Origin of the sequence: Pseudomonas sp. D(2018), assembly GCF_005502555.1 — a bacterium.
Classification (GTDB): domain Bacteria; phylum Pseudomonadota; class Gammaproteobacteria; order Pseudomonadales; family Pseudomonadaceae; genus Metapseudomonas; species Metapseudomonas resinovorans.
In genome coordinates this window covers 316,692-337,836 of the sequence record NZ_SCOK01000001.1, presented here as the reverse complement: position 1 = coordinate 337,836, position 21,145 = coordinate 316,692, and the positions used below count along the sequence as shown (strand labels likewise).

Here is a 21,145-nt window from a genome sequence, read left to right as displayed (position 1 = left end):
CGGTAGCCCGGTGGGCTGGCGGGCTGGCAATGCCTTATCCGTGCCTGCGTTGGCGGTCCCAAAACTGCTGCGCCAACTCCCGCAGGCCCGTCGCCAGCTCGGCCACCCGGTGCGCGCTTTGCTGGCTGCGGCCGCCGCTCTCGGCATTGCTGTCGGCAGCGTTGCGGATGCTCGCCAGGCTGCGCTGGATTTCCTCGCTGGCGGCGCTCTGCTCTTCCACCGCGCTGGCGATCTGCAGGCTCATGCCGCTGATTTCGCTGACCTGGCTTTTGATCCGCGCCAGTGAGTCGCTGGCGCGCAACGCCTGATGCAGGCTCGCGGTCGCCTGCTGGCAGCTCTGCTGCATCGCCGTCACGGCCTGGCCGGCGCCCTGCTGAAGGTTGTCGATCAGCGCGTGAATCTCCTCGGTGGAGCGCTGAGTGCGAGAGGCCAGGGCGCGTACCTCGTCGGCGACCACGGCGAAGCCGCGACCGGCATCGCCAGCGCGGGCGGCCTCGATGGCGGCGTTCAGCGCCAGCAGGTTGGTCTGCTCGGCGACGCCGCGGATCACCGCCAGCACCTGACTGATGTCGCCGCTGTGCCCCTGCAGCGCCTCCACGGCCTGGCTGGCCTGGTGCACTTCCGCCTCGAGGCCGGCGATGTGCGAGCGGGTGGCGTCCACCTCCTCGCAGCCGAGGCTGGCCGCGGCGTCCGTCTGGTCGGCGGCGTTGGCACTCTGCTGGGCGCTGCGCGCCACTTCCTGGACGCTTGAGGCCATCTGCTCGATGGCGCTGGCTACCTGCTCGGTATCGCTCTGCTGCTGGCGCGTGGCCTGGCTGCCGCTGGCTACTGAGGCAGCCAGGTCTCCAGCATGCTCGGCCAGCTGCCGGGCGGACTCGCTGATACGCCCGACTACGGCGCCCGCCTCGGCCTCCAGCATGCGCAAGGCGAAGGCCAGCTCGCCGAATTCATCGCTGCGGCCGCAGTAGAGCAACTGGCCCACGGGGTTATCGGCGATCGCCCTGGCTTTGCCCAGCAGCGCCGCCAGGGGCCGCAACTGCCAGTGGACCCAAGCGGCGCAGAGCCCGAGGCCGCCCACGGCCGCCGGTAGCCAGGCATGGGGCCACTGGCCATGCAGGCTCGCGGCCAGGCCTGCGGCAAGCAGGCAGGCGGCAGCACAGCCGGCCAGCAGGCGCGCTCGCAGGCCCAGAATCGGGCGCCTCAGGGCGCGCGGCGTGCGGCCTTCGCGCAGTTCGGCATAGAGGCGTTCGGCGGCGGCGACCTGGGCCGGCTCCGGACGGGTGCGCACCGACTGGTACTCCACCACCTGGCCCTCGCGCAGCACCGGCGTGACATAGGCGCTGACCCAGTAGTGGTCGCCGTTCTTGCAGCGGTTCTTCACCAGGCCCATCCAGCTGCGGCCGCCCTTGAGGGTCTGCCAGAGATGGGCGAAGGCCGCCTGGGGCATGTCCGGATGGCGCACCAGGTTGTGGCTGCGGCCGAGCAGGTCGTCCCGGTCGAAGCCGCTGATGGCGAGGAAGTCGGGGTTAACGTGGGTGATTACGCCCTTGAGATCGGTGGTGGAGAGGATGTTGGCGTTGGCGTCGAATTCGACTGCCTGACCGCTGACCGGCAAGTTGATTTTCATTGGCTGATTCCCTGGTTGCTCCCGTGGGCCCATCCGGCGCTGGCCGGAAGGCATCCTTCACCCTCGAAACCTTCTTTGCCGCGCAGCAGGGGCTCCAGGCCCTCCGGCGGGCGCGGCCGGCTGAACCAGAAACCCTGGGCATAGCGACAGCCCTCGCCCTGGAGGAAATCCAGTTGCGTTGGGTTTTCCACGCCCTCGGCCACCACTTCCAGGCCGAGGCTGCAGCCCAGGCCGATGATGGCGCGAGAAATGGCGTTCAGCTCCGGGTCGTCCGGTACGCCGCCGATGAAGCTGCGGTCCACCTTGAGGATCTGCAGCGGGAAGCGCTTGAGATAGCCGAGGGATGAATAACCGGTGCCGAAGTCGTCCAGGGCCAGGCGCACCCCGAGTACCGCGAGCTCACGCAGGCAGGCCAGGGTTTCGGCGCTGTCCTGCATCAACAGGCTCTCGGTGATTTCCAGCACCAGGCTGGCGGGCGCCAGGCAGGTTTCCCGGAGGATCACCGCGACCCGCTGGGCGAAGCCCGGCTGCAGCACCTGGCGGCTGGACAGGTTCACCGAGCAGCGCAGCTGCGGCTGCCCGCCCAGCTGCCACTCGCGGGTCTGCCGGCAGGCCTCGCGCAGCACCCAGTCGCCGACGGCGACGATCTCGCCGGACTCCTCCAGCGCCGGAATGAAGTGCAGCGGCGATTCCAGCCGGCTGTTGCGGCGCCAGCGCAGCAGGGCCTCCACCGCAGTGACCTGCGGGCGCGGCCCGTCGATGCGGCAGATCGGCTGGTAGTGCAGCTCGAACTCCTGGCGAGCCAGGGCCTGGGCCAGGGCGTTGTGCAGTTCCAGGCGCTTCTGGGCGGCGGCCTGGAGTTCGACGCTGTACCGGGCGAACTGCGCCTTGCCGGCTTCCTTGGCGCGGTACAGGGCCAGGTCGGCGGCCTGCAGGGTGTCCACCGCCTGGCCTTCGGCGAGCAGCCCGGTGATGCCTATGCTGGCGCTCACCGCGAGGTTGTGTTCGTCCAGGCGCAGGGGTTGGTGCAGGCTTTCGAGCATGCGCTTGGCGACCTGCTCGGCGTCGGCCAGGCAGGCCAGGTCATCCAGCAGGACGACGAATTCGTCGCCGCCGAAGCGCACCAGGTGGTCCCCCGGCCGCAGACAGCTCGACAGGCGCTGGGTCACCGCCATCAGCACCCGGTCGCCCATGGCGTGGCCGAAGCTGTCATTGATCAGCTTGAAACGGTCGAGGTCGATGAACAGCAGCGCCGCTTCCCGCGTGCCGGGCCGCTGGCGGCGCTGCAGGGCCTGCTGCAGCAGTTCGTCGAGGCGCAGCCGATTGGCCAGGCCGGTCAGCGGGTCCTGGCGCGCGGCGTGGCGCAGTTGCTGCTCGTAAGCCTTGCGCTGGCTGATGTCGGTCTGCGAGCCGGCCATGCGGCCGTCCTCGGCCACCCCGCGCACCAGCACCCAGAGGTAGCTGCCGTCGCGCTGGCAGATGCGGTACTCGTGGTGCAGCCATGGCGTTTCGCCGCGCACGTGGGTGTCTATCGCCTGGCGCAGGCCGGGCAAGTCGTCCGGGTGGACCCGGGCGAACCAACTGGGGCTGCCCTCGCCCAGGCTGTCGCGGCTGAGGCCTAACATATTCGCCCAGCGTTCCGAGAAATACAGCCGGTCCTGGTCCAGGTCCCAGTCCCAGAGGCCGTCGTTGGCACCGCGCAAGGCACGGGCGAAACGCGCTTCGCTGTCCTCCAGGGCCTGGCGCTGGGCGCAGCTGTAGGTGTCGATGGCCAGCGCCATGTCGAAGAACACCGCTTTCAGCAGGCTGGCGTAGGTGTCGCGGGTCTCGCCCTGCTCGAGCAGCGCGTCGAGCATGTGGTCGAGGTAGAGGCGGTAGGCGCCCAGGTACCACTTGAGGTCGACGCCGACATGCTGGTGCACCAGCCCCACGCGCAAGCGGTTGAGCACGTAGTCGTGGTCGTAGGGGCCGCGCCAGAGCCGCTGGTAGTAGTCCAGCTGGCTGTGCTTGAGGCGTTGCAGGGTAGCGGGCTCGCGGAGGATGCCGGCGATGGAGTCGAACTGGCCCAGGTGCTCGTAGAGGCGCTCGACGAAGGCCCGGTGGCAGCCGTCCATCTCTGTCGCATGGGCACCCAGGCGCGCGGCGTCCACCTCGCTCCACTCCAGGTAGTGGCGGCGAGTGTCGATTTCCTCGCATGACAGGCCGATCCGGTCGAGCATTTTTGCTAAACGCTGCCCAAGCTCCATGTCTCTTCCTTCCGTAGATTCCGGGCATAAAAAAAGCACCGTGTCGGGAGTCCTGGAGAGAACTCACGCTCACGGTGCTCTGTCTTGCAGGCCCTTGCGTCCTGCCCGGCAAAGCCGGCTTCCGCCTTGGCGGAACCTTGCACAGGCTGGTTTTACATCAGTCAAGCGGTTCCGACAACTCCCTGATAGCTTTCTGCAGGCGCTTGCGTAGCTTTGCTAGATCCGGGGACTTGAAGGCATGGCGCGTGCGCTCCAGGGTTTCCACCGTTTCACCCAGCAGGGCCTGGATACGCCCTGGCTGGTTCAGCGGGGCGTCGCTGATCCAGCGGCAGAGGGGCATCTGCCGGCAGTCTTCGCTCTTACTGATGAGGGTGCAGTCCAACTCGCTTTGGCGCAGCAGGGTGCTGGCCTGACAGGCCGTGTTGGGGTCGTTGCTGGAAAGGATCAGGTAGGGTTGCACTGGTTTCATGGCGCTTTGTGAATGAATGATATCAGTGTGCTATTACGCTAGGTAACTTATCGCGCGCGGATGCTGATCCGGATCAATGAATTGAGCGAGCAGGACCAGCCCATGGCCAGCTTGCCGGTTCTGCCGAACCAGGGCAGCCAGGCGCGTTCGCCGGGAGACAATTGCATGTGGGAGCTTTGCAGCACAGTCATAGTGAACCCCTATTCACTAACAGCGACAGGTTCCGGCACAGGTGAGAAATCACGGACAGAACCGCCTTTTAGAAGTTGTAGGAAAACTGCACGGCCAGTCCGTTTGCCCTGTTGTTGAACTTTGCGCTGTATTCGGGCTGAAGCGCTGGATCTCCCGATTGATGTACCGAAGCCTCGGAGTCCCAGAGATAGCCGTAGGCAATATCCACCGTCAGGTCGGGGCTTGGTGAATAGGCGGCGCCGAATGTCACGGCCTTTCGGTTGCCCACGGGGATTCGTACACTGCGGTCCGCATTGCCAACCGGAGCGGGATCGTATGCGTAACCTGCTTTCAGTACCCACTGCGGGTTGAGTTGATAGGCCACGCCAATGGCCGTTGTCCAGGTGTCATGCCAGTTCAGTGTCTCGCCAACCCGACCCAGGCCTGCACTTTGGCCAATGGCGGAAACATTGCTATTGATGGCTTCGAACTTCTGAAGTCGGCTCCAGCGAGTCCAGGTGGTACCCAGGTATCCAGTCCAGCGGCTATTGAAGCGGTGGGTGATGGATGTATCCACCGACTCGGGCATTTCCAGGTCGATCTTGGCGTCATACTTCCCATCAAGAGCGAGAAAGGCCGGAGCGCCGGATACCTCGGTGTGCCCCTCGAGTTGATAGCTTCGCTTGGAGTGGTAGGTAATGCCCCAGGTGGTTGAATCACTCAGGTCGACCAACAGGCCGATGTTGTAGCCGATGGCGGTGTCGTCTCCCTTGATGGCGACCTCCGTTTCCGTGCCGTTGTTCAGGCTACCGGTCGCCAGGTTGTTCCGGAGGTCCGCTTCAAAATGGTTAAAAGTCAGGCCGCCGCCGATGGATAGGAAGTCATTGACGCGATAGGCAATGGTCGGTTGCAGGGTGATTTCTTTCGTTTCGCTATAAGAACCATGGTGACGGCCCTGGAACGTGCTCTCGTAATCATTGATCAGGCCACTCGGAACATAGAGGCCAAGACCAATCGAAAAACGATCATCAAGTGGCGTGGAGATATAGGCGAAGGGCATGACTCCAATGGGGACCGAGTCTCCTTTATTTGTCCCTGAAGCGTCGCTGCTCGCATCGCTGATATCGTTGCTGACCGATATCAAGGCCGCTCCGCCACTGATCTGGCTGCGCTTCAGCTTGGTCAGGCCGGCAGGATTTCCATAAATGGTGCTGGCATCCAATGCAGATGACGATCTACCGGCATAAGCGGTTCCAGCGCTGCTGGCGCTCTGCTCGTTAAGTGCAATGCCATTGGCACTTGCTGTCGTTGAAAGGCTGAACAGGGCAGTGGCAAAGGTGAGCCTGGTCAACAGAGATTTATCCAGGGATTTGGAAGTGTATCGAGTTGCACGGCTATTAGTTTTCATCTTTCATATCTTTTTTGTACTGGTTTGTTTAACGCTGGCCAAGCTTTAGGCAATGACTTGCTTTTCCGAGCACTTTTCAGTGTCAGTTGGAGTTTTCCTAAGTTGTGCGTAATTCCCTGATTGCCCGTACTTGAAGGCGACTGAGTTGGTAAATGGCACGTAGAAGGCCGCCAGTCGTGGTGGCGGCCTGGGACTCGGGACTGGGGCGCGCTTTTAACGAACCCCGGCGTTGCGCAAGGCGGCAGGGGTGTAGTCGGCGGCAAGGGCTTTGACCCCGAACTCGACACCCTTACTTTCCTCGTTCTTCATGCCTGAAACGATGTAGCGGCCATTCAGCAGGTCATACACGGTTTCCACGGCCAACCAGGGCACCTGGACGTTGTAATAGGGCTGTAGATGGCCTTCGCCAATTCTCCAGAGCGTGCCGCGTGCGTCGTAGTGGTCGGCCAGGACGATTTGCCAGGAGTCCTCATCAATGAAGAACACTCGCTTGGCATAGACGTGTCGCTCGCCGGGTTTCAGGGTGGCCTCCACTTCCCAGACCCGATGCAGCTCGTAACGGGTGAACTCCGGGTTTAGGTGGCCTGCCTTGACGATGTCATCGTATTTCAGCTTGGGAGAGTCCAGCTTGAAGCTGTTGTAGGGGATGTAAAGTTCACGCTTGCCGACCAACTTCCAGTCGTAGCGGTCCTGCGCGCCGTTGTACATGTCGAAGTTGTCGCCGACGCGCAGGCCCTCGGAAGCGGGATAGGGGCCGTCGTATGCCACCTGGGGCGCACGTCGCACGCGGCGTTGGCCTGCGTTGTAGAGCCAGGCCAGGCGTGGCTCCTTTACCTGGTCGAGGGTTTCGTGAACCAGCAATACACTACCGGCCAGGCGCGCGGGGGAGATGACTTCCTCCTTGTAGTAGAACAGCACATTGCCCGGATTAGCTGGATCGAAGTCCTTTAGCTGATCGCGGTAGGTGAACTCCATCTTGAATGTCACCGGCGTGAAGGCACCGCTTTTCTCCGGGGTAGCCTGCACGCTGGTGCGTTTCATGCTGCCGCCGCGGTAGCGAGTGAGGTGGTTCCAGACGACTTCCTGGCCATTCTGTGGGATGGGGAAGGGGTAGGCGGTCTGGAAGTTGGTCAGGCCATTGCCACCTGCCACGAGCTGGGTGTTCTGTGCGTTGGACCGTGCTGCGGCGTAGACGGAGTCCGGGAGTGCGACGCTGCGGTGGCTGGGGTAGACCGGCAGCCGATACGAGTCGGGATAGCGCTTGAACATGGCCAACTGGCCGGGGCTCAGCTTGTCCTTATATTGCTCCGCGTTCTGTGCAGTGATGGTGAAGAGCGGCTGTTCACTGGCGAAGGGGTCGTCGAGAAAGCCTTGGGCGTTCTGCTTGCCACTGTTCTTGTCGAGGCCGCCAGTCCAGGCCGGAATGCTGCCGTCGGCATTGCCCGCTTGCTCTGCGCCGAGCGGGGTCAGGGTCTTGCCGAGCTGGGCGGCTTGCTCCGGGGTGACGGCGGCCAGCGCCGTGCCGGCAAGCAGGGAGAGGCTCAGGGTCGTGCTTTGCATCAAGAATTTCATGGTCTGCTCTCCTGCTCAGAAGGACAAGCCGACGCTGAGCGCGATGAAATCGCGATCGACGCTGGTGTTGTAATCGCCGCCGAAGAAATCGGTGTATGACAGGCTGGCGTTGTAGGTATTGCGGTACTCGGCATCCACGTCCAGGCTGATGGCCTTGCTGCCTTCGTTGAAGCCCGGCTCGGGACCATAACCGTCAACATCGTGGGACCAGGCCAGGTTCGGCTTGAGGGTCACCGCCGGAATCAGGTTGGTGTATTCCCAGATCGCGCGTGCGCGATAGCCCCAGGAGGTGGTGGTGAGGAAACCCTTGTCGTTGCAATTCTGCGGCGTGGCGGAGCTGGTAAGGCACAGGTTGTTTTCCGGGAGCAACTCGCCCTGGCCGAACACCGCATCGCGGCCATAGCGCAGGCCGCCTCGGCCTTCCAGATCACCGACATGCACCATGCCGACTTCGCCGACCAGGGTCAGGCGGTCGGCCCCCATGACTTGATCGAAGAAGTGCACGGCGGTGATCTGCGCCTGAGTCACGGGTTTGCGTTGATAACCCTGCACCAGCCCATTATTCGTCGCCTGATAAGTCCCCGAGGAGAGCAGCGGCGAGACGGCGGTAATGCCCGTGCCGGCGAGGACCTGATCGTTGCCGTTGAGTTGCAGTGGCAGGTTGGGTCGGTAGCTGATTTCCCCGGACAAGGCGGTGCCGGTCGGCAGGGTGGTGGCGAAGCTCAGGCCATAGAGGCGGATATCCTCCGGGTAAGTCACCTGATACTGCGAGGTGCCAAGGCGATAGGCACCGATCAACTGCTGGCCAATGGCCGAGCCGGCGACGCCGGCACAGGCCGCAGGGTCGACGATGCCGACGTTGGCGCAGAGCTGTGGGACGACGGACAGGTCGGTGACGTTCGGGCTGGAGATAGAACTGACGTAGGGCTGACGGCTGTGATAGTTGAGGAAGTAGGCGCCAAATTCGGTATCCAGGCTGGGCACGAACCAGCGTAAGGCGGCGCCCCATTGGCCGCCATCGCGCGCATCGTCATCGGCAGCGCGCGGCACCTCGATGCCTTCCGCGCCCAGGCTTATGCCGAAGGGGCTGAGGGCGGCCTGGGCCAGCGGGTTGGCACTGAGATTCGGGCCAACCGTAAGCGGCTGGCAGCCATCGGCGACGAAGTCGCTTTGCGAGAAGAAGGTGCCGCAGTTGTCCACCACGGTCTGCTGCCAGTCCAACTGGTAGAAGGCTTCGGCCGTCAGGTTCTCGGTCAGGTTCTGCGACAGGTAGAACATATTGACCGGGATCAGGCCTTCCTTGATCTCGGCACCGGGGCGGCGGAAGGCGGACACGTCCACCGGGTTGATGCTGTTGATCCCGCCCTGGATAAAGGTGCTCTCGCCCCAACTGACCACCTGCTTGCCCAGGCGCACGATGCCGGGTAGTTCGCCGATCACGTAGTTGTGATAGACGAAGGCATCCAGCAACTCGGCGCCAGAAGACTTGGCGCCTTCCTTGCGACCGCTGTCGTCGATGTCCTTGAACAGGCGGCTCTCGTCCTTCAATTCGAAGTCGTACCAGTACTTGCCACGCACGAAGAGCCCGGTCTCGCCGTACTTCAGCTCGAGGTCGTGGATGCCCTTGAAGATCTTCGAGAAGGTCTCCCCCTTCTTGAAGTTCAGTCGGCCGTCGTCCGTGACGCTGGCATCGCCCTTGCCGCCGTTGGTGGCGCCGATCAGCTCGGGATCGGCGCCACGCAGTGCCCAGCTGGCGCCGACGCTGAGCGAGGAGTCGAATTGCCCTTCGATCTCACCGAGGTTGAAGTTCAGGCCGAACGCTGGCGTGGCCAGGCTGCCGGCCAGCGCAGTGGCCAGCGGTAGGCGGGCGCGCCGCCAGGTAAATCGCGTGTTGCTCATGTTCGCTACCTCTTGTTGTTGTTTTGCACGCTGACTGACAGGGATTTGCGGTACTGACTCCGGTGCTAAAGGTGGAACTGACGGGAATGCATAGGCTCTGCGTCGACGCTGGCAGTGCTGCCGGCTACGGCGTGGAAGTCGATGCGGTTGCTGGCAGCCACTCGACCTGGAAGCTGTAACGCCCAAGACGAGGGGCCAAGGTTTCCTGGTTGGCGCAACCTCGGATGCAGGCGACCAGTCCACGGCGACTGTCCTGAACGACCTCCACCGTGATGCCGGACAGCCCCAGGTGTTCGACTTCCTGCAGAACTACCCTGGCAACCTCCTGCTGCTGCAAGGCAGGCTTGAAAATCTTGCCCACGGCAGTCAGCGGCAGTGCGTCGAGTATTTCGATTCGTTTGGGCACGGCGGCCCGCTCGCTGATGTTGTGACTGGCGAACGCCTGCAGTTCTTCCACGGTGCAAGCCTGCCCCTGGCGCAGTTGGATAAAGGCCACGGGAACTTCGCCCGAGTAGGCGTCCGGGCTGCCCACTGCCGCGGCCATGGCGACCGCCGGATGGGCCTGCAGGGCCTCCTCGATCTGTTTGGGATCGATGTTGTGGCCGCCGCGGATGATCAGTTCCTTCTTGCGGCCGGTCAGCCAGAAGTAGCCCTGCTCGTCCTGGCGACCCAGATCACCCGTGTTCAGCCAGCGCTGGCCGTTGATATCGATCCAGACGCCGCGGTTATGGCTCTCGTCCAGATACCCGTCGAACAGGTTCGGGCCGCTGATGGTGATCACGCCGATCTCGTCCACCTCTGCATCGCGCACGTAGGCTCCGGCATCATCCAATACGACGGCGCGCATATCCTGGTAGGCGATTCGTATCCCGATCGAGCCAACGTGGCGTTCGCCATGGGGAGGATTGACCGAGGACGCACAGGCGCCTTCGGTAAGGCCGTAGCCTTCGAGGATCTTCACTCCGGTCCGCTGCTCGAACTCGCGGAAGAGTTCGACCGGCATCGGTGCGGCGCCACACAACGCATAGCGCAGGCTGGACAGATCGCGGTCCGACAACTCGGTCTGCAGGAGCGCGGCATAAACGGTGGGAACGGCGGAGAAGAAGTTGATGCCGAAGTGTTCCACCATCTCTCCGAATCGGGCGATCACGCCCTCGCCACGGTAGCCTTGCGGCGTACCGAGAATCACGTGGTCGCCGAGGGTCCAGGGCATCAGACCCGTCACCAGTTGTCCGTTGACGTGGAACAGCGGCAGTCCGCAGAAAATGACCTGGCCATTGTTGCGGGGGGCCAGGTGGGCGGCCATGGCCCAGGCGTTGAACACTTCAGAGCCATGAGTTCGGGTGGCGATCTTGGGCAGTCCGGTCGTGCCGCCGGTGCAGAAGAAAGAGGAACGCTCCTCGGGGCGGATTTGCCGGCCGCTTTTGAGGTGCGTGCCGGGCTGCGCGTCCATCAGCGCGCGAAGATCATGGATCTCGGTACCCTTGCGCAGTTCGCGCTCCTTCTCAGCCAGGGAGCGGAGGGCTTCGCCTTGAGCCTTGCCGACATAAGGCTCCATGCTGACCCAAACGATGTGCTTGATCGAGGGCAGCTGATCCAGTTGCGAGGCCAGCTTGGGCCACAGGTCGCTGCCTGGCATCGGCGCGAGCGTAACCACTACAGTCGCCTTGGCGGCCTGCAGCAAGCTGGCGATCTGCCCGGCCTCCAGCAGCGGATTGATCGCCATGACGATGCCCGCCGCCTCGCCCCCCCAGATGGTGAAGTGAGTCTCCGGCAGGTTGGGCAGGATGAAGGCGATCACTTCGCCGGGCGTAATGCCCAGGTCATGGAAGGCATTCGCTGCGCGAGTGATATCCGCGAAGAGCTCGGAATAGCTCCAGTCGTGGGTGTTCCTGAAGTGTGTGGCGTCGGCGAAGAAGCTCAGCGCGGGCGCATCCGGGGTGCGCTCGGCGGTGCGTCTCAGTGCTTCATAAGTACTGGAAGCCAGGCCCCGCTCCGATAGGGGGACTCGCTCGAGCTCCTTGATGTCGTTCAGGCACTGCACGGTCATCAGGCTTCCCCCACGACTCGGTTACGTTGCACACCCAGGTCGATCACGCCATCCGCGCTGCGAATGCGCGCCTCGACCACGTCGCCAGGCTTGAGGTACTGCGGCCGGCTCTCCTGGGCCTTGAGAAACATTTGCCATTTGGTGGCTTCCGGCAGCAGGGCCGCGATGCGCTGTTTGGCGGGGGAGGGGATCGACAGCGCACAGCCCGCCGGAGTGCCGGTGGCGATCAGGTCGCCGGCGTCGAGATCTTGTACGGAGGACAGTTCGGTCAGGGTTTCAGCGGGGCCGTAGACCAGGTTGGCCGTGCTGTCGCTCTGACGCACCTGGCCATTGACCGTCAGGCGCAGCTGCAGGTCTTTCAGGTAATGCATGTCCTTGGCATCCAGCAGGCAGAGGTAGGGACCGACCGGGCCGAAGGTGCGGAAGCTCTTGCCCTTGTAGAACTGCATCTGGGGAATCTGGATGTCGCGGGCCGAGTAGTCGTTGACAATGACGACGCCGGCGATGAACTCATGCAGGTTGGCGTCGGTAACGGCAACGGCGCCGTTGATCGCGCGCTTCATCACCAGCCCAAGTTCGATCTCGTAGTCCAGGAAACGCACGTTGCGCGGCTTGATCAGGTCGCTGTCCGCCGCCACGAGGCAACTCGTCGCCTTGGTGAAGATCATGTTGTACTTCTTCGCGTCAGGGTCCATGCCCGACTCGATCATGTGCTGACGGTAGTTGGCGCCCTGGCAGACGAACTGCTGATTGCGTGTCAGCGGCGACAGGAGCTTCACCTCGCCCTCATCCAGCTCGGTACCTCTCACTTGAGCGAGCTCATCGATGCTGTTCTGGCGAATGAAGTCACCGGTGGTTTCAAAGGTACCGGGGACGACGGTGATACGGCCCTTGCGTATCACGCCCCAGTGGATACCGTTCTGATATTCAAAGCGGACTACATGTACAGCAGACATTGAAGGCACTCCTGGAGCAGCGTTTGTCTCGAGCTCGGTGGCGCGATGACTGTGGTGTTGTTCTGGATTGGGGCCGGCGAAGCGGTAGACCAGTGAGCCGCCGGCGATCAAGGCACCGGCTTTGAGCAGATGCCGCCGGCCTAACCAGGTTGAATTGCCCGACATGGCGTGACCTCTACCCGAACATCCGCATGAGGGTTATCAGCTTGCGCAGCGACAGGTCCGGGCTGCGTCGCAGGTTGCGGAACAGCGCGCGCAAACTGGCCAGGCTCAGCGTGGGCTTGGTGAAACTCTTGGGCATGCGTTGCCCCCACTGCGCCATGGCCTCGGGGCTGACGAAATGAATGCCAGCGGGTTCTGTGGCGGTGAAGATGTCGCCGTCGCAGCAGTGCTCGTGCTTGTCGCCCCAGGGGTCCTGCCAGTAGTCGAAGATCTGGCTGCCCAGGATGTGGCGGCCGATTCCCCAGGCGTGACGCCAGCCCCGTTCCCGCAAGACGCGCTGTCCCATACCCACTGCATCGGCATCCACGACCTCGTAGGCGCTGTGGCTATAGGCCGCCATGAAGCCTTGGGCGATGGCGAGGGTATGGTGATCGGCGGGAGTCTCACCGAGGTCCAGGCGCAGGAACGTGACGATGGGCGAGCCATCCGGGAGCACCTGTACGTCGCTGGGAATGAACCCCAGATGCTGCGCGTACCAGGCACAGGTCGCTTGGTACTCAGCGACTTCCACAACGACATGGCCGAGTTTCAGGACGTCCGGCGGCGCTACCGGCGGCCGCTGAGTGGTGTTGACTCGCGGATGCTCGATCAGATTCAGCAGAAGGGCGGCTCTATGCGGCAGAGCTTCACAAGGGGCCTGCCCGTAGATGGCTTCGACGATGAATCCGGAGGGGTCAACCAGCCTGACCTGCATTCCGCCACCGGGATGCATGCACGCTTCGACGGAAGAAGCTCTGCTGAGCTGGCTCAGGTGGTTCAGGTCATCCAGGCTGCGAACCTCCAGTCCGAAACCGAGAAAACGCGCCTGCGCCGCGCGATGGATGCGGTAGCAGTAGGGCGAAGGTGCGGCCGCACGGAGATAGAGCGTATCGGCATCCCGATGGCTGACCGTCAGACCGAAGTCGGTCAGGAAGCGTGCCGCCTCATCAAGGTCAGGACGCTCGAAGATCAGGTGAGCAAGGCGTTGAGCCTTGGCCGTGGGCGCGGGATGACGGGCAGGTTGCTGCGTCGTCAGCCGGGGCATTTCAGTTCTGCTGCTCATTGTTCTTGTTGTCCGGTTTTTTGGAGCAAAGCCGATCCCGCACCCCTGAAATGCCAGGGGTGTTGTTGGGTCGGGTCGGTTACGAGATCAGTCGAGGGCAGGAAGTGCGGGCAACTCTTCGGTCGCCAACGCACGAGCCTCCTCTGGCGGCACACCCAAAGCCCGGAGCACTAGCTCGGCTGTGTCAGAGCCTGATTCGCGCCACGTCTTGTGCCCTTCCAGCACCAGGAAAATAGCGCCCAGGACGCTGCTCGAAATCAGTGTCATGACTGAGATCAATTGCTCCTGCTGAAACCTGTATCGCCCACTGGAGAGTCCGCTCAGGAGGTCTGTAGTCGCCTGGCTGGCAAACATTTCGCGCAACGACGTATTGCTCATGGCGAACTTATGGATGAACGCCCCCCACTGGGAGTCCTCGTGAGCGCGACGAATGAAGAATCGAATGCCGTTGGCAAGGCGTTGAGCCGGGTCGGAGAGGGTGTCGAAGCTCTTCTTGACACGTTCATGCATCTCCCCTGCGAGGTGGCCGGCGACCGTCTCGAACAGGCTCTCCATGCTCTCGACGTTGCTGTAGATGGTTCCGCGCGCGACTCCTGCCTCTTGCGCAAGGTCAAGGATGTTCACTTGGGAGGTGCCTTTTGCAGCGAATAGGCGAAAGGCGGCCTGATGAATGCGGCGCTGTGTGGGATTCAGGGATTCCACGCTTTTTCCTCCAGGATTGCTCATGGCTAGATTGAACACGCGTGTTCTGTTGTCGTCAACATGGTTTTTGAATGGAGAACCTGTCTTTCAAAGTTGAGAATGTTCTAAGCCCTGTTTGATGGGCTTCATGAGCGGATTAGCGGTGTTTGTGAAGGTCTATGAGGACCTGCGTATTGACATGATTGAACACGCGTGTTCAGCTCTTGGCGTTTCTGGCTCACCCATCGACTGGGCCACCCGGCTGTCGGCTGGACGTACCTCAGAGGGGCGAAAAGCCCGAAGGAGCACCGTGCTTGCCGACTTTTCATCTGCTGAAGGACAGAACATGACCAGCTCAACGCTCTTCGAACCGCTGCGATTGCCCAATGGCGCGGTGATTCCAAACCGCATTGCCAAGGCGGCCATGGAGGAGAACCTGGCCGATGCGGATCACGCACCGGGAGAGGGGTTGGTCAGACTGTATCGGCGTTGGGCGGAAGGTGGGGCTGGCCTGATCATCACCGGCAACGTCATGGTCGACCGCCATGCCCTGACTGGACCGGCTGGCGTGGTGCTCGAGTCCGACCTGTTCCTGGATCAGTTCAGGTCATGGGCCGATGCCTGCCGTAGTCACGGCGCACAGGCCTGGATGCAGATCAATCATCCCGGTCGGCAGGTGCTGGCTGCGCTGGGGCAGCCGGCGCGAGGTCCGTCGGCTGTGGCGGTCGACATTCCCGGTCTGTCCAAGGCCTTTGCGCCGCCCAGGGCGCTGAGTGAGCGCGAGATCGAGGCGTTGATCGAGCGCTATGCCCGCACGGCGGCATTGGCCGAGCGCGCAGGATTCACGGGGGTGGAGATTCACGCCGCGCATGGCTACCTGTTCAGTCAGTTTCTCTCGCCCTTGACCAACAAACGCGCTGATGCCTGGGGCGGCACTCTGGAGAACCGCGCGCGGATTCTCCTGCGAACCATCGACGCGGTGCGCCAGCGCGTGGCGCCGACCTTCTGTGTGGCGGTGAAGCTCAATTCGGCGGATTTCCAGCGGGGGGGCTTCGAGACCGAGGATGCGTTGCGTGTGGTGGAAATGCTCAACGCCATGCCCGTCGATCTGGTTGAGCTGTCCGGTGGGAGCTACGAAAGTCCGGCCATGCAGGGACAGCCCCGTGACGGCAGTCGATTGGCCCGGGAGGCGTATTTCCTCGAATTCGCAGAAAGGATAGGGGCGGTGGCGCGCATGCCCCTGATGGTTACGGGTGGGGTGCGGCGCAGAGCGGTTGCCGAGCGGGTCGTGAACAGTTCGGTAGCGATGGTGGGGTTGGCCACCGCGCTGGCGCTTGAGCCGACGCTGCCAAACCAGTGGAAAGAGGGACAAGACACCGAAGTGGAGCCCATCGTCGTCCGCTGGAAGAACAGGGCGTTGGCATCCCTTGCTCTGGCTTCAGTGGTCAAGAAACAGCTCGGGTTACTGAGCCAGGGGAAACGAACTCGACCCGGGACATCACCGCTGGTGGCCTTGATTGGCAACCAGCTGAAGTCTCGTCGTCAGGCGAAACGCTACAGGCAATGGATTGGCCAAGCCTAGTGGCCACTCGAAACGCCCGGCCCATCTGTCCCAGCCCGTCGGGAGGCGATGCGTTCTCAAGCAATCAACCCAGGGAGCCGGCCTTCCCCGGCGTGTGAGCCCAGCGGGCGGACGGCAATCGCCGGATGGAGGGAACCGCCCCGCAAACAGGACGCAGTGGCGCCGAGAAGTCGTCCTGCTGCAGTGCCTCGAAACCCAAACACCAGTGGCAACCTGAATGAAAAAAATTCTTCTAAAAACAATATTGTTCGCTTTACCGAAGGTACTCGGCTTCACTGCCCGCAAACATCCGCAATTTCACGCCCGGCTCAAACAGAAAAACTGCACCGCCTATATCGGCCTTCAGGACGGCAGCATCGGCCGCTTCCTGGAAATCCGCGGCGGTAAAGTGTTCTCGCGCGTTGGCAAGGCGGCAGAGGCGGATGTCAGCATGCTGTTCAAGGACCTGCCGACGGCGCTGAAATTCCTCTCGCCCAACCCGGATATGGGCGAGATCGTCCACGCCGCCAAGAACTTCAAGGTCGTCGCCAAGGGTCCGGACCCTCTGGTGGTGTGGTTCACCCAGACGCTCAACCTCAGCCAGACGGTTGGGCTGGAGATGGGTCGGCCGATGCGCGACGGCACCCGGCGCTACACCACCTGCACCAACGGTGGCCCGCTGTTCATCTACGTGAAGGGTGGGCGCATCCAGCGCGTCACGCCGCTGGAGTTGGATGAGAAGGATGCGCCGAGCTGGGAGTTGCAGGCGCGCGGCAAGACCTTCCGTCCCAAACGCCGAGCCCTGGTGGCGCCGCATGCCCTGTCGCTCAAATCCCTGGTTTATTCGGACAAGCGCATTCTGCACCCGATGAAGCGGGTCGATTTCGACCCGGACGGCGAGCGCAACCCGCAGAACCGCGGCAAGTCGGGCTATGTGCCTATCAGCTGGGATGAAGCGCTCGGCATCGTCGCCAAGGAAATCAACCGGCAGAAGCGCGTCCACGGCCCGGGCTCGATCACCTTCCCGATGTCGTCCCACCACCAGTGGGGCAATGTCGGCTATTACCTCAGCTCGCTGATGCGCTTCGCCAACCTGATCGGTTTCACCCGCGTCGCCGCCAACCCGGACAGCTGGGAGGGCTGGTACTGGGGCGCCATGCACCATTTCGGCAACTCCATGCGCGTCGGCGTGCCGGCCGGCTATGGCGCCGTTGAGGACTGCCTGAAGGAAGCCGAGATGATGGTCTTCTGGTCCTGCGACCCGGAGAGCACCAACGGCGCCTATGCCGGCTTCGAGGGTACGACCCGCCGCCTGTGGGCCAAGGAGCTGGGCATCGAGTTCGTTCATATCGATCCGCATAACAACCCCACCGCGCAGCTCCTCGGCGGGCGCTGGATTCCCATCCGCCCGCAGACCGATGCCGCCCTGGCGACCGCCATCATGTATGTGTGGGCCGTCGAAGGCCTGTATGACGCGGATTACGTCGCGAAACGCACCACCGGCTTCGACGAGTGGAAGCGTTACCTGCTGGGCGAAACCGATGGAATCCCCAAGACTCCCGAGTGGCAGGAAGGGGAGACCGGCGTGCCGGCCAAGGACGTGCGCGCGCTGGCCCGCAAGTGGGGCAACCGCAAGGTCTATCTGGCGACCGGCATGACCGGGGCTGGCTTTGGCGGCGCCGGCCGCGGCGCGACCGGGCAGCAGTGGGCGCGTTGCATGATCATGATGATGGCCATGCAGGGCTGGGGAAAACCCGGGGTCAATTTTGGTTGCCTGCAGATCGGCTCGCCGGTGGACCATCATTTCTACTTCCCCGGTTATGCCGACGGTGGCATCTCCGGCGAACTGACGTGGACCGGCAACGCGGTGAACAACTACCAGCGCATGCCCCACATCCTGACCATGAACCCGGTCAAGCAACTGGTGCCCAGGCAGCAGTTGCCTGACGCCATCATCAATGGCCATGCCACGGGCTATCTGTGGGACGGCATGTCGCAGGAGGCGCAATTCGCCCCCTTCACCTATCCGATGGCGGGTTACTCGCCCATCCACATGATCTACCGCTACGGTGGCTCGTCATTCAGCACAGTGACGAAATCCGGCCGCTGGGTCGAAGCCTACCGCCATGACAGCATCGAGTTCGTGGTCAACCAGTCCATCTGGATGGAGGGCGAGGCCCAGTTCGCCGACATTATCCTGCCGGCCTGCACCCAGCTCGAACGCTGGGACATCGGCGAATGGTGCAACTCAGGCGGTTATGCCCACCATGGTTACACCCTGGTCAATCACCGCCTCGTGACGCTGCAGCACAAGTGCATCGAACCGCTCGGCGAGTCGCGTTCGGACTACGACATCTTCGCGGCCATCCTCGAGCGCCTGGGCTTGGGTGGGGTGTTCACCGAAGGTTGCAGCGAGCTCGATTGGGTCAAGCGGGTATTCGACTCCTCCGACCTGCCGGATCACATTTCCTGGCGCGAGTTCTGCCGCAAAGGCTATTACGTCGTACCGCCGGAAAGGCCCGAACTGCGCCCCCCGGTGGACATGCGCTGGTTCGCCGAAGGCCGTCAGAAGGATCTGCCGGAGCCGTTTCCGCTGCCGTCGCAGTGGGCCGAAGAGTTTGGCAAGGGCCTGCAGACGCCCAGCGGCAAGCTGGAGTTCGTTCCCGAAACGCTCAAGCGCCACACCAAGGACAATCCCGACCGGCCGGCGCTCAACCGCTACATCCCCTCCTGGGAAGGCCTGGGGACGACCGAGCTGGTCGGCAAGTATCCGCTGCAGATGATCGCGACCCATTCGCGCTACAGCTTCCACACCTCCAGCGATGGCAAGAACGGCGTGACCAGTCGAGTGGCGGATCATCGTGCCCGCATCCTTGACCACGATTTCTGGCTCTTGCGCATCAGCCCTGGCGACGCGGCAGCCCGAGGCATCGCCCATCGTGACCTGGTCAAGATCTACAACGACCGCGGGGCGGTGATTTGCGCCGCCGATGTATCGGCCCTGGTGGTGCCGGGGGTGGTCAAGTCCTATGAAGCGAGCGCCGAGTTCCAGATGCTGGAAGTGGCCGGCGAAACGGTGGAAATCGGCGGCTGCCTGAACATCCTCACCCCGGATCGGCCGCAAACCCAGGGCACCAGCAGCATGAGCCCGAACTCCTGCCTGGTGCAGATCGAAAAATGGCAAGGCGCCGAGGCGTTCAAGCACCTGCGCGCCGTGGTGGGAGTCGCTCATGAGTAAGTGGAACCTGATCATCAACGTGGGGCGTTGCGAGAACTGCTACAACTGCGTGCTCGCCGAGCGGGACGAACACGTTGGCAACGACTATCCGGGCTATGCAGCCCCGGCCTCCCTCGCCGACGAGGCACCGATCCGCATCCTGCGGCGAGTGCAGGGGGCGGCGCCGATGGTCGAGACGACCTACCTGCCGGTGATGTGCAACCACTGCGACGATGCGCCGTGCATGAAGGTCGGCGGCGACGCGATCAGCAAGCGTGCCGATGGCATCGTCGTGATCGATCCGGTGAAGGCCAAGGGGCGCAAGGACATCGTCCGCTCCTGCCCCTACAGGGCCATCGTCTGGAACGAGGAGCAGCAGCTGCCGCAGACCTGGATCTTCGACGCCCATCTGCTCGACGACGGCTGGAAAGGCCCGCGTTGCCAGCAAGTGTGTCCGACGGACGTGTTCGAGGCCGTGAAGCTGGACGACGTGGCGATGCAGCAGAAGGCACGCCAGGAAGGCTTGCAAGTCCTGCTGCCCAAATTGAAGGCCAAACCCAGAGTCTATTACCGGGGCCTGGAGCGCTGGGACACCTGCTTCATCGGCGGCAGCCTCAGCGCCAGCGTTGACGGCGTGGTCGAATGCGTCGCCGGTGCCGAAGTCACGCTTCTTCAGAACGGGAAATCAATCGCGGTCACCCACAGCGACGCCTTTGGCGACTTCCGCTTTGGCGGCCTGGCCAAGAAAAGTGGCGGCTATCGCATTGAAGTCCGCCACGACCTGGGCGAGGCGCAGCGCGACTGCGACATCGACGAAAGCCTCTATCTCGGCGAGATCCGGCTGGTGAGCAGCCATCAGGAATGCATTGAGGAGCAAACCGTATGAATCACACCCAGGAACTGAGCGTGCCGCCGGAATATCCGGAAAGCGCGGCACCCGCCCACGTCAAGAAGCTGGTCCGGCCAAAGGCCTGGCAGAAGGCTACGCAGCTGGCCTTCCTGCGCTTCGAAAAGAAGGATCTCGCCGAGGCTGAGCGCTTCTGGAACGACTTCGGCCTGGTGACGGTGTCGCGCACCGCGGAGCAACTGGTAATGCGCGGCGCCGGGACTGCGCCGGCCATCCTGGTCGCCACCAAAGCTGAAACCTCGCGCTTCGTCGGCTCGGTCTTCGTGGTTCCGACCGATACCGATTTCGCGCGGCTGGAACGCGAAAGCAATGCCAAGCCGCTATCGCCCGAGCGCATTCCTGGCGGCGGGCGCGGCGTCACACTCAATGACCCGGACGGCACTGAACTGTGGTTGATCACCGACTGGGGTTCGGTGCCGGCATTGCCGACCCGGCCGCCGATCCATCGGGAAATGAACGTACTGGGCGAGATCCAGCGGGTGAACCGCACGGTCCGTTCGCCCATCGAGCCGGCACTGGTCGGTCGCCTGGGGCACGTTGTCTACCAGACCAGCAATTTCGAGGTGATGTCCGAGTGGTACATGCGCCACCTCGGCCTCATTCCGACGGACGTGCAGTACCTGGAGGACGGCTCGCCGCTGGTCACGTTCTTCCGTCTGGACCTGGGCGACCAGCCGGCGGATCACCATACCTTCGTCATGGCGAGCGCTCTGCAGCCGCGCTACGAACACAGCGCCTGGGAAGTGATCGACCTCGACGCCCTGGGGCAGGGGCAGCAAGTCATGCATGCCCGTGGCCACAAGCACTTCTGGGGCATCGGCCGGCACCTGCTCGGCAGCCAGCTCTTCGACTACTGGAAAGACGCGGACGGCTTCGACTTCGAGCACTACACCGATGGCGACGTATTCACCGCCGATCACGAGACGCGCTACGTGCCGTTCTCGACGGGCAGCATCTGGGCCTGGGGGGACGACGCGCCCAAGGCGATCTTCCCGGCCAAGTCGCTTGGCCTGGTCTGGCGCGCATTGAAACTGATCCGCCAGGGGCGCCTGAGTCTGGCCAAGCTACGGATCATCGGCAAGACGCTCGATACCCCGGCGCGTCCCTGGCTCTGAAA

15 protein-coding genes are annotated in these 21,145 nt (G+C 63.1%); 4 read left to right on the top strand and 11 right to left on the bottom strand.

Features of this window, described 5'->3' with window-relative positions:
* Positions 1 to 34: 34 nt before the first annotated feature.
* The 11 genes from FFS60_RS01395 to FFS60_RS01350 all read right to left on the bottom strand — a co-directional run bounded on the left by FFS60_RS01395 (position 35) and on the right by FFS60_RS01350 (position 14,364).
* Positions 35 to 1,627 (bottom strand): PAS domain-containing methyl-accepting chemotaxis protein, encoded by a 1,593-nt coding sequence (locus tag FFS60_RS01395; RefSeq protein ID WP_137820894.1) that lies wholly within the window; start codon positions 1,625 to 1,627, stop codon positions 35 to 37.
* Complete coding sequence (locus FFS60_RS01390) at positions 1,624 to 3,873, bottom strand: bifunctional diguanylate cyclase/phosphodiesterase (RefSeq protein ID WP_137820893.1); 2,250 nt, start codon at positions 3,871 to 3,873, stop codon at positions 1,624 to 1,626. Before FFS60_RS01390 ends, FFS60_RS01395 begins: the two co-directional genes overlap by 4 nt.
* Positions 3,874 to 4,030: 157 nt before the next feature.
* A complete protein-coding gene (locus FFS60_RS01385) occupies positions 4,031 to 4,342 on the bottom strand; it encodes a hypothetical protein (protein WP_137820892.1) in 312 nt (103 codons plus the stop codon).
* A 47-nt stretch (positions 4,343 to 4,389) separates the two neighbouring features.
* The gene (locus FFS60_RS28595) at positions 4,390 to 4,533 is read right to left on the bottom strand and encodes a hypothetical protein (protein WP_171016465.1); all 144 of its coding nucleotides are present in this window, start codon (positions 4,531 to 4,533) and stop codon (positions 4,390 to 4,392) included.
* Positions 4,534 to 4,601: 68 nt separating this feature from the next.
* Entirely contained in the window at positions 4,602 to 5,921 is a 1,320-nt protein-coding gene (locus FFS60_RS01380) for an outer membrane protein transport protein (RefSeq protein ID WP_137820891.1), read from the bottom strand.
* 213 nt (positions 5,922 to 6,134) lie between these two features.
* Positions 6,135 to 7,493 (bottom strand): DUF1329 domain-containing protein, encoded by a 1,359-nt coding sequence (locus FFS60_RS01375; protein ID WP_137820890.1) that lies wholly within the window; start codon positions 7,491 to 7,493, stop codon positions 6,135 to 6,137.
* A gap of 15 nt (positions 7,494 to 7,508) precedes the next feature.
* The gene (locus tag FFS60_RS01370; RefSeq protein ID WP_137820889.1) at positions 7,509 to 9,392 is read right to left on the bottom strand and encodes a DUF1302 domain-containing protein; all 1,884 of its coding nucleotides are present in this window, start codon (positions 9,390 to 9,392) and stop codon (positions 7,509 to 7,511) included.
* 124 nt (positions 9,393 to 9,516) lie between these two features.
* Positions 9,517 to 11,442, bottom strand: a complete 1,926-nt coding sequence (locus FFS60_RS01365) for an acyl-CoA synthetase (protein ID WP_137820888.1) — start codon at positions 11,440 to 11,442, stop codon at positions 9,517 to 9,519.
* On the bottom strand, positions 11,442 to 12,398 hold the full coding sequence (locus tag FFS60_RS01360; protein ID WP_137820887.1) for a fumarylacetoacetate hydrolase family protein: 957 nt from the start codon (positions 12,396 to 12,398) through the stop codon (positions 11,442 to 11,444). Before FFS60_RS01360 ends, FFS60_RS01365 begins: the two co-directional genes overlap by 1 nt.
* 175 nt (positions 12,399 to 12,573) lie before the next feature.
* Positions 12,574 to 13,662: a VOC family protein gene (locus FFS60_RS01355; RefSeq protein WP_137820886.1), complete on the bottom strand. Its 1,089-nt coding sequence runs from the start codon at positions 13,660 to 13,662 to the stop codon at positions 12,574 to 12,576.
* 87 nt (positions 13,663 to 13,749) lie between these two features.
* Entirely contained in the window at positions 13,750 to 14,364 is a 615-nt protein-coding gene (locus FFS60_RS01350) for a TetR/AcrR family transcriptional regulator (protein WP_137820885.1), read from the bottom strand.
* Between the two features lie 325 nt (positions 14,365 to 14,689).
* On the opposite strand from FFS60_RS01350, the gene FFS60_RS01345 reads away from it, so the two are divergent.
* The 4 genes from FFS60_RS01345 to FFS60_RS01330 all read left to right on the top strand — a co-directional run bounded on the left by FFS60_RS01345 (position 14,690) and on the right by FFS60_RS01330 (position 21,143).
* Complete coding sequence (locus FFS60_RS01345; RefSeq protein WP_137820927.1) at positions 14,690 to 15,925, top strand: NADH:flavin oxidoreductase/NADH oxidase family protein; 1,236 nt, start codon at positions 14,690 to 14,692, stop codon at positions 15,923 to 15,925.
* 244 nt (positions 15,926 to 16,169) lie between these two features.
* Positions 16,170 to 19,142, top strand: a complete 2,973-nt coding sequence (locus FFS60_RS01340; RefSeq protein ID WP_218570585.1) for a molybdopterin-dependent oxidoreductase — start codon at positions 16,170 to 16,172, stop codon at positions 19,140 to 19,142.
* A complete protein-coding gene (locus tag FFS60_RS01335; protein ID WP_137820883.1) occupies positions 19,135 to 20,007 on the top strand; it encodes a 4Fe-4S dicluster domain-containing protein in 873 nt (290 codons plus the stop codon). Before FFS60_RS01340 ends, FFS60_RS01335 begins: the two co-directional genes overlap by 8 nt.
* Entirely contained in the window at positions 20,004 to 21,143 is a 1,140-nt protein-coding gene (locus FFS60_RS01330; protein ID WP_137820882.1) for a VOC family protein, read from the top strand. Before FFS60_RS01335 ends, FFS60_RS01330 begins: the two co-directional genes overlap by 4 nt.
* Positions 21,144 to 21,145 lie beyond the last annotated feature (2 nt).